Source organism: Microbacterium sp. UBA3394, from assembly GCF_002358725.1.
GTDB classification, from domain to species: domain Bacteria; phylum Actinomycetota; class Actinomycetes; order Actinomycetales; family Microbacteriaceae; genus Microbacterium; species Microbacterium luteum.
Window position 1 is genome coordinate 1 of record NZ_DEPK01000054.1, and the last position, 9,234, is coordinate 9,234.

Here is a 9,234-nt window from a genome sequence, read left to right on the forward strand (position 1 = left end):
CGACCGACAACGTCGTCTGCGACAACCACACGACCTTCGTCGGGTCCTTGACCTCGACCGTCGTGGCGGCATCCGGCGAATTCACCACCGTGACGTGGTCGGGCGCCTCACCGGCCGTGCCCTCGACCTCTTCATGGCCGTCGTGGCCGATCAAGAGGATCTCGTAGTCGTCACGAGCGAACCGCACCGCCTCGCGGTGAACCTTGGTCACCAGCGGACACGTGGCGTCGATGGCCTGGAGCCCGCGGGCTTCGGCGGACGAGACGACGGCTGGGGAGACACCGTGGGCACTGAAGACCACGTGTGCGCCTTCGGGAACCTCGTCGACCTCGTCGACGAAGACCGCACCCCGCCGCTCCAGCTCGCTCACGACGTGCCGGTTGTGCACGATCTGCTTGCGCACGTAGACGGGGGCGCCGTACCGGTCGAGGGCCTTCTCGACAGCCACGACCGCACGATCCACACCCGCGCAGTATCCACGGGGAGCGGCCAGCAGCACACGTTTGTGTCCGACGACGGGGATATCCTGGAGCCGGTCTCGCCGTCCCGGCACACGGGGAGCCGGCAGGCTGACAGACACTGCGGGCGCGGTCGTGGTCACCCCTCAAGTCTACGGTCGCGGCCTGAACAGGTGCTCAGCACCCAGAAAGGACCCGATGACCTCCTTCGCGGCCGAACCGATGCCGGGACAGGCGCCCCCGCCCGACTCGGTCGCGCCGCGGGATTCTTCTCCCACCACGCCTACCTCGGTCGGTCGCCTCAACGACACCATCCGTGGGTTCATCGAGCGGTGGGGGTCGGTCTGGGTCGAGGGCGAGATCACCAGCTGGAACGTGCGCGGCGGCAACGTCTTCGGGCGCATCAAAGACCTCGCGACCGACTCGACCGTATCGGTGCGGCTGTGGTCCTCGACCCGGCAGCGGATGCGGGGCGATTTCTCCGTGGGCGATCACGTGGTCGCCTGCGTCAAGGCGGACTACTTCCCCCGGTCGGGCGACTTCAGCTTCACCGTGTCCTCCCTGCGCCAGGTGGGTCTCGGCGAGCAGCTCGAGAGGATCGAGAAGCTCCGAGCCCAGCTTCGCGCCGAGGGACTGTTCGACCCGGAGCGGAAGAAGTCGCTCCCCTTCCTTCCGCACGTCATCGGGCTCATCACGGGCGAACGATCCGACGCGGAGAAGGATGTGCACCGCAACGCGGAGCTGCGCTGGCCTCAGGTGAGGTTCCGCACCCGCCATGCCGCCGTGCAGGGCGACCGGTGCGTGCCCGAGACGATCGCCGCCCTGCGCACTCTCGACGCGGACCCCGACGTCGACGTGATCATCATCGCCCGCGGCGGCGGAGATCCGCAGACGCTCCTCGGATTCAGCGACGAGCGCCTGCTGCGTGCCGTCGCAGCGGCGGCGACGCCGATCGTGAGCGCGATCGGCCACGAGAACGATCGCCCGCTTCTGGACGACGTCGCCGACCTTCGCGCATCCACACCGACGGATGCGGCCAAGCGCGTCGTGCCGGACGTCGCGGAGCAGCGGGCTCTCGTGACCCACCTGCGCGCGCGTCTGACCGGCCGACTCACCCAGCGGGTCTCGCACGACATCAGCCAACTCGAACATCTGCGTTCGCGCCCCGTGCTCCGCACACCGCAGACGATGCTCGAGTCCCGGTCGCACCACCTCTGGGTGGAGGTGGCGCGCGGTCGCGAGATCGTCGAACGACTCCTGGATGCGCAGCACCGCCGCGCCGCGGAGCTGCGCGCCTCGCTCCGGGCCCTCTCCCCGGCGTCCACGCTCGCCCGCGGGTACGCGATCGCCCATCTCGACAGCGGTGAGATCGTCCGCGACGCGGCCCAGGCACCGGCGGGCAGTCCGGTGGTCGTGACCGTCGGCCGAGGAGCCTTCGCGGCACGATCCGACGGCGAGATCACGGGCGGGCACCCCGCCGATGCCGCGACGAGTGACGAACGGACGACACCTAGGATGGAACCATGACCGAGACGAGCGCACCCGGCACGGATGTCGAGGGGCTCTCCTTCGAAGACGCGCGCGACGAACTCGTGCGGGTCGTCGCCCAACTCGAGCAGGGCGCTCCGACTCTGGAGGAGTCGCTGCAGCTGTGGGAGCGCGGGGAAGCCCTCGCCGACCGGTGCGAGCAGTGGCTGCTGGGGGCCAAGCGTCGCCTCGACGAGGCCCGCTCCCGTTCGGAAGACGCCGACGCCCCCTCCGGCGCCACCGCGTGATGGCCAAGCAGCCCCGCGTCGTCGCCGAGCTCGGGCGCCCGGAGACCCCTGACGAGACCGCCGCGCGCAAGGCGGCGTCTTCCGCCGCCTACCGGTCGAGCAAGACCGTCCGCAACCTCGTCGTCGCCCTGCTCGTCACGCTCGGCATCGTGGCCGTGATCATCCTCGCCGTGCCGCGTGGACAGCTGCCCGCGACCGAGATCGACGTGGCCGAGACCGCCGCCACCATCGAATCGGGCGGAGACGACGACCTGATCGTGCCGGAGCTGCCCGAAACCTGGCGCGTGAACAGCGCCGTCGTCGAGAGCGACGACACCGTTCGCGCGTGGACCATCGTCTACGTTCCGGAATCGGCGCAGGGTTACGTCCGCATCGAGCAGGGATTCGACGCGGACGCCGCCTGGGCCTCCCGCGTCCTCCGCGGCGCCGAGATCGAAGACACCGTCACCATCGACGGCATCACCTGGGATCGCTACGACGTCGGCACCTCCGGCGAGGAGGGCAACATCACCCAGGCGCTGGCGGTGGCCGCCGGTGCCGACACCGTCCTCATCTACGGCGACACCGACGAGGACAGCCTCACGCAGGCCGCCGAGAGCGTCGCCGACCAGATCCGCGAGCTGCAGGAGGCATCGTGAGCGCACCCACCCCCGCCCAGGCCTGGACCGACATGGCGACCGGCAACGGCCGGTTCGTCGCGGGCGAGCCGCAGCATCCGCGCCAGGATGTCGAGCGTCGTCACGAGCTCGCCGCGGCACAGAAGCCGGTCGCGGCGCTGTTCGGATGCTCGGACTCCCGTCTGTCCGCGGAGATCATCTTCGACCAGGGCCTCGGCGATCTCTTCGTCGTGCGAAACGCCGGCCAGGTGATCTCGGACTCGGTCGTGGGGAGCCTGGAATACGCCGTGGCGGTGCTCGAGGTGCCGCTGATCGTCGTGCTCGGCCACGACGCGTGCGGCGCCGTCAGGGCGGCCATGGACAGCACCGCCGCCGACGCGGCACCCCTGCCGCCGCGCATCTGGCGCCAGGTCGCGCCGATCGTTCCCGCGGCGCGTCGTCTCCAGCAGCAGCATCCTGGCGAGCCGCTCAACCCCGAAGAGGTCGGTCGCGAACATCTCCGCGACACGGTCGGCGAGCTGCTGCACTCGAGCGAGCTGATCAGCGACGCCGTCGCCGCCGGGCGCCTGGCGATCGTCGGGGCGAACTACCGCTTGTCCGAGGGCACCGCCGTGCCCGACATCACCGTGGGCGTCGTCGACGCCGACGCCTGAACGACTCTGAGAAACGGGAGGAACGACGACGTGACCGACACCGAGTACCGCATCGAGCACGACACCATGGGCGAGGTGCGCGTGCCCAAGAACGCGCTCTACGCCGCACAGACGCAGCGCGCCGTGGAGAACTTTCCGATCTCGGGCGACCCGCTCGACCCGGCGCAGATCGTCGCCCTGGCGCGCATCAAGAAGGCCGCGGCGCTGGCCAACAAGGAGCTCGGCACGCTCGACGGTGCGATCGCCGATGCGATCGCGGGTGCCGCCGACGAGGTCATCGCGGGGTCGCACGCCGACCAGTTCCCGATCGACGTGTACCAGACCGGCAGCGGCACCAGCTCGAACATGAACATGAACGAGGTGCTCGCCACGCTCGCGACGCGCGCGCTCGGCTCCTCCGTTCACCCGAACGACCACGTCAACGCCTCGCAGTCCTCCAACGACGTGTTCCCCACCTCGGTGCACATCGCCGCGACCCAGGAGATCATCGACGACCTCATCCCGGGACTCGACCACCTCGCGGTGGCCCTCGAGGCCAAGGCCGAGCAGTGGAAGGACGTCGTGAAGTCGGGTCGGACGCACCTGATGGATGCGACGCCGGTCACCCTCGGTCAGGAGTTCGGCGGCTATGCGCGCCAGATCCGCCTCGGCATCGAGCGGGTGCAGGCGGTCATCCCCCGCGTGGCGGAGGTGCCGCTGGGCGGCACCGCGACCGGCACCGGCATCAACACCCCGCTGGGCTTTCCGCAGAAGGTCCTCGAGCTCATCGTGGCCGACACCGAACTGCCGATCACCGAGGCCAAGGATCACTTCGAAGCGCAGGGCGCGCGCGACGCCCTCGTCGAGGCATCGGGTGCGCTTCGCACCGTGGCCGTGTCGCTGACCAAGATCAACAACGATCTGCGGTGGATGGGATCCGGACCGAACACCGGTCTCGGGGAACTGCACATCCCCGACCTGCAGCCGGGATCGTCGATCATGCCCGGCAAGGTCAACCCCGTGATCCCCGAGGCGACGCTGATGGTCTGCGCACGGGTGATCGGAAACGACGCCACCATCGCGTGGGCAGGCGGCACCGGCTCGTTCGAGCTCAACGTCGCCATCCCGGTCATGGGGACGGCCCTCCTCGAGTCGATCTCGCTCCTGGCCAACGTCAGCCGCGTGCTCGCGGACAAGACCATCGACGGCCTCGAGGCCAACATCGAGCGGGCCGCCGCCTTCGCGGGCATGTCGCCGTCGATCGTCACACCCCTGAACAAGATCATCGGCTACGAAGCGGCGGCGAAGATCGCCAAGCACTCCGTCGCCGAAGGGATCACCGTGCGGGAGGCCGTCATCTCGCTGGGCTACGTCGACCGCGGCGAGATCACGCTGGAGCAGCTCGACGAGAAGCTCGACCTGCTCTCGATGACGCATCCGGGCTGATCGTGACCGCCGGCACCCCTCGGCGCGATAATCGAGGGATGTCGTCCCTGCCACGCCCCCTGTCGGCGAGAGCGCGCATCCTCGGCGCGATCGTCGCCGTCGCCGCGGTGGGGCTGATCGTCGTCGGCAGCGTCACGTTCCTCGCGCAGCGAGAACGCACGCTGACCGCCGTCGACGAGCGCTTGCGCACGCAGGTCGAGCAGCTGCGCACGGTGGCCGTCACCACCGACGAGAGCGCCGGGGCTCCGGCATCCGACGGCGGCGAGGACGACCTCGTGCTGGAGGACTTCGCCTCGGTCGAGGAATACCTGCAGACCGCGGTCGCCCGCCTCGTGCCGGCGCGGAACGAAGGCTCCGCCGCGATCGTCGACGGCGAGGTGCAGTATCGCCCCACGACGCTGTCGGGGTTCGACATCGCCGACGACAGCGAACTCGTCGACGCCGTCGTGGCTGCTGTCGACGAATCCGACCGCACCGTCCTGGGCACCGTGTCCACGGAGCGCGGCACGCTGCGATACATCGCGATCCCCGTCGAGCTCGACGAGGATTCCTCGTCGGGAATCTACGTGCGTGCCGTCAACCTCGACGCCGAGCTGCAACCCGTGATCGCCTCGATGATCACCTTCGGCGTCGTCGCGCTCGCCGTGGTCGTCGCGATCGGCTTCGTCGCCTGGTTCGTGGCCGGACGGCTGCTCTCCCCCATCCGGCACCTGCGGGATGCCGCCGGCGTCATCACTCTGGCTGACCTGTCACCCCGCCTGAGTCCGCAGGGCAACGACGACATCTCGGACATGACGCGCACCGTCAACGAGATGCTCGATCGCCTCGAAGGCTCGGTCGATGTGCAGCGTCAGCTCCTGGACGATGTGCGGCACGAGCTGAAGACGCCGATCACGATCGTGCGCGGGCACCTGGAGGTCATGAACCCGGACGACCGGGACGACGTCGTCGCGACGCGCGACATCGGCATCGCCGAGCTCGACCGCATGACCCGCCTGGTCAGCGACATCGATCTCCTCGCGACCGTCGAAGGCGACGAGCTCGAGATGAAACCCGTCAGCCTCGCGGTCCTCACCGCACGCGTCGGCGAACTCGTCGCCGTCATCCCCGGCCACCACTGGCAGATCGAGCACACGGCGCGGGGGAAGGTCGTCGGCGACAAGGACCGACTCCTGCAGGCATGGCTCCAACTCGCCGACAACGCCGCCAAGTACACCCCCGAAGGCACCCCGATCGAGATCGGAAGCACCCTCGAGCCGTCGGGCGCGCGCCTGTGGGTCCGCGATCACGGGCCGGGGATCCCCCGCGCGCAGCGTCACCGCATCTTCCGGCGCTTCGATCGCGCCCACGGATCCCGCGCCGTGGGAGGCTCGGGCCTGGGCCTGGCGATCGTCGATGCGATCGCGAAGGGCCACGGGGGTCGATGCGTCGTGACCGACACATCCGGCGGCGGCGCGACCTTCACGATCCACCTGCCGTCCCCGACCTCCGAGCTGCCTGCCCCCGTGCGCGCCGGAGACGTGCTCCAGAGAGAGGCCTCGTCGTGACCCTGATCCTCATCATCGAAGACGAACCGCGCATCGCCTCGTTCGTGGGGCGCGGCCTGGAATCCGCCGGCTACGCGACGGCCGTCGTCGAAGACGGTGCCGAGGGGCTCGCCCGGGCGCTCGACGACGATGTGGCGCTCGTGCTGCTGGACGTCGGCCTGCCGTCCATGGACGGGTTCGAGGTGCTTCGCCGCCTCCGCGGTCACGGCTCGGCGGTTCCGGTCATCATGCTCACGGCGCGCTCGAGCACGCGCGACACCGTCGACGGACTCGACGCCGGCGCGAACGATTACGTCCCGAAGCCGTTCACCTTCGACGAGCTCCTCGCACGCATCCGTTCCCGGCTGCGCGAACACGCCGCACCCGCCGGCACGTCGGTCTCTCACGGCGACGTGACCCTCGACATCCTCGGTCGCCGAGCGACTGTGGGCGGCCGAGAGGTCGAACTGTCGGCGCGGGAGTTCGCGCTCGCCGAGCAATTCCTGCGCAGTCCCGGTCACGTGCTGAGCCGCGAGCAGCTCCTCAGCCGGGTCTGGGGACTCGATTTCGACCCGGGCTCCAACGTCGTCGACGTCTACGTGCGCTACCTCCGCGGCAAGCTCGGCGCCCACCACATCGCCACCGTGCGCGGCGCGGGCTACCGCTGGGAGTAGCCGCCGCACGGAAGAGCCCCCGGCGTCGCGGGGCGCCGGGGGCTGAGGTGCCAGGCGGGGGGACCGTGGCATCTTCCATGCTCCCGCTCTCAGATGAGAGCCGGAGGAAAGGCCGATGAGAGTCCTCTCATGTCCGTCAGGACAACTCCCCCGCTTCCAGCAGCTCCGTCACGAGCGCGGCGATGGCCGAGCGCTCCGAACGCGTGAGCGTGACGTGTCCGAAGAGGTCGTGACCCTTCAGCGTCTCGATCACCGACGCGACGCCGTCGTGGCGCCCGACGCGCAGGTTGTCACGCTGCCCGACGTCGTGGGTGAGCACGACGCGGGAGTTCTGCCCGATCCGGCTGAGCACCGTCAGCAGCACATTGCGCTCCAGAGACTGGGCTTCGTCGACGATCACGAACGCATCGTGCAGCGAGCGACCGCGGATGTGGGTCAGCGGCAGCACCTCCAGGAGCCCGCGCTCGACCACCTCGTCGAAGACGTTCGAGGAGACGATGGAACCGAGGGTGTCGAAGACGGCCTGACCCCACGGGTTCATCTTCTCGCCCTGATCGCCCGGCAGGTAGCCCAGCTCCTGCCCGCCGACGGCGTAGAGCGGCCGGAAGACGATGATCTTCTTCTGCTGCTGACGTTCCAGGACGGACTCCAGGCCCGCGCACAGCGCGAGGGCGGACTTGCCCGTGCCGGCGCGGCCACCGAGCGAGACGATCCCCACGTCGGGATCCATCAGCAGGTCGATCGCGATGCGCTGCTCGGCCGATCGACCGTGCAGGCCGAACATGTCCCGGTCACCCCGCACCAGCCGGTAGGAGCCGTCTCCGGTCACCCTCCCGAGTGCGGAGCCGCGTTCGGAGTGGATGATCAAGCCCGTGTTCACCGGGAGGCCCACGACGTCGTCGCTGACGGCCACTTCGCTCTCGTAGAGGTCGCTGATGTCATCACCGGAGACGTCGATCGAGGCGATGCCGGTCCACCCGGAGTCGACGGCCTGCTCGGCGAGGTATTCCTCCGAGCTGATGCCGAGCGAGGCGGCCTTCACCCGCATGGGCATGTCTTTGGAGACGACCACCACTTCGGTGCCGTCCTGTGACAGGTGCATCGCCACCGCGAGGATGCGGGAGTCGTTGTCGCCCAGCCGCATCCCGGACGGGAGCACCGCGGCGTCGGTGTTGTTGAGCTCGACACGCAGCGTGCCTCCCTCACCGATCGGGATCGGGAAATCCAGCCGACCGTGAGCGGTGCGCAGGTCGTCGAGGAGGCGCAGCGCCTGCCGGGCGAAGTAGCCGATCTCGGGATCGTGGCGCTTCCCCTCCAGTTCGGAGATCACCACCACCGGGATGACGACATTGTGCTCGGCGAACCGCGAGATGGCCCGTGGATCGCTCAGCAGAACCGAGGTGTCCAGCACGTAGGTGCGAAGCGCCTGGTCCTGGTCGTCGGGGATCGCCTCCCCCAGACCCGCGGTGCCCTCGTCCTGTCGGCGCTGCATGTGTGGTGCTCGTGCGGTCACAACCCACTCCCCGCTCCGGGTCCGGTACCCGGGATCTCGAGTCGACCGTGGGTCACGAGTCGCGATCCTTCGAGGCCGACTCGACCGGGCGCCTTGCCCGATGCTCTGAAGCTACGACCGCGGACGGCGACATGCCATCCCGACACGCTGTCCGCGCGTTACGCCCGAGTGAATTCCTGGATGCGACGATGTGACGCCGCATCCGTTCAGCTGCCGTAGCGCCGATCGCGCTCGGCGTAGTCGCGCATCGCGCGCAGGAAGTCCACCTCGCGCAGGTCCGGCCCGAGCGCTTCGACGAAGTAGAACTCGCTGTGCGCGGACTGCCACAGCAGGAAGTCGCTGAGACGCTGCTCGCCGGACGTGCGGATGACCAGATCCGGATCGGGCTGTCCGCCCGTGTAGAGGTGCTCCCCGATCTGCTCCGGAGTGAGGCTCTCCGCGAGATCCTCCAACGAACCGCCGCTGCGGTGGTGGGCGGAGATGAGGCTGCGAACCGCGTCGACGATCTCGCCGCGCCCGCCGTACCCCACGGCGAGGTTCACGTGGAGACCTCGATGCTCCACGGTGCGCGCCTGCGCGTCCGCGAGCACACG

At 69.4% G+C, this 9,234-nt stretch carries 9 protein-coding genes and 1 pseudogene; 7 read left to right on the forward strand and 3 right to left on the reverse strand.

The genetic code is table 11. From position 1 onward, the window contains the following. A pseudogene (locus B4E30_RS02735) lies at window positions 1-568 on the reverse strand (4-hydroxy-3-methylbut-2-enyl diphosphate reductase); the annotation flags it as partial. Between the two features lie 88 nt (window positions 569-656). Here B4E30_RS02735 and xseA point away from each other — a divergent pair. The 7 genes from xseA to B4E30_RS02770 are packed head-to-tail and all read left to right on the forward strand — an operon-like array spanning window position 657 to window position 7,128. Beyond that, complete coding sequence (xseA, locus tag B4E30_RS02740; RefSeq protein ID WP_286793379.1) at window positions 657-1,985, forward strand: exodeoxyribonuclease VII large subunit; 1,329 nt, start codon at window positions 657-659, stop codon at window positions 1,983-1,985. Further along, on the forward strand, window positions 1,982-2,233 hold the full coding sequence (locus B4E30_RS02745; protein WP_071042888.1) for an exodeoxyribonuclease VII small subunit: 252 nt from the start codon (window positions 1,982-1,984) through the stop codon (window positions 2,231-2,233). Before xseA ends, B4E30_RS02745 begins: the two co-directional genes overlap by 4 nt. Next, a complete protein-coding gene (locus tag B4E30_RS02750; RefSeq protein WP_286793380.1) occupies window positions 2,233-2,871 on the forward strand; it encodes a DUF4245 family protein in 639 nt (212 codons plus the stop codon). Before B4E30_RS02745 ends, B4E30_RS02750 begins: the two co-directional genes overlap by 1 nt. Before the next feature lie 32 nt (window positions 2,872-2,903). Continuing rightward, entirely contained in the window at window positions 2,904-3,503 is a 600-nt protein-coding gene (locus B4E30_RS02755; RefSeq protein ID WP_083336368.1) for a carbonic anhydrase, read from the forward strand. Window positions 3,504-3,533: 30 nt separating this feature from the next. Then, the gene (locus B4E30_RS02760; RefSeq protein ID WP_286793381.1) at window positions 3,534-4,928 is read left to right on the forward strand and encodes a class II fumarate hydratase; all 1,395 of its coding nucleotides are present in this window, start codon (window positions 3,534-3,536) and stop codon (window positions 4,926-4,928) included. 38 nt (window positions 4,929-4,966) lie between these two features. Then, the gene (locus B4E30_RS02765) at window positions 4,967-6,475 is read left to right on the forward strand and encodes a sensor histidine kinase (protein WP_286793382.1); all 1,509 of its coding nucleotides are present in this window, start codon (window positions 4,967-4,969) and stop codon (window positions 6,473-6,475) included. Then, window positions 6,472-7,128, forward strand: a complete 657-nt coding sequence (locus B4E30_RS02770; protein ID WP_071042883.1) for a response regulator transcription factor — start codon at window positions 6,472-6,474, stop codon at window positions 7,126-7,128. Before B4E30_RS02765 ends, B4E30_RS02770 begins: the two co-directional genes overlap by 4 nt. A gap of 136 nt (window positions 7,129-7,264) precedes the next feature. On the opposite strand, the gene B4E30_RS02775 is transcribed toward B4E30_RS02770, so the two are convergent. Together B4E30_RS02775 and B4E30_RS02780 are read right to left on the reverse strand one after the other, a co-directional pair. Beyond that, window positions 7,265-8,620, reverse strand: a complete 1,356-nt coding sequence (locus tag B4E30_RS02775) for a PhoH family protein (protein ID WP_286793383.1) — start codon at window positions 8,618-8,620, stop codon at window positions 7,265-7,267. A gap of 227 nt (window positions 8,621-8,847) precedes the next feature. Then, window positions 8,848-9,234, reverse strand: a 387-nt coding sequence (locus tag B4E30_RS02780; protein ID WP_286793384.1) for an undecaprenyl diphosphate synthase family protein, incomplete at its 5' end; no start/stop codon positions are given.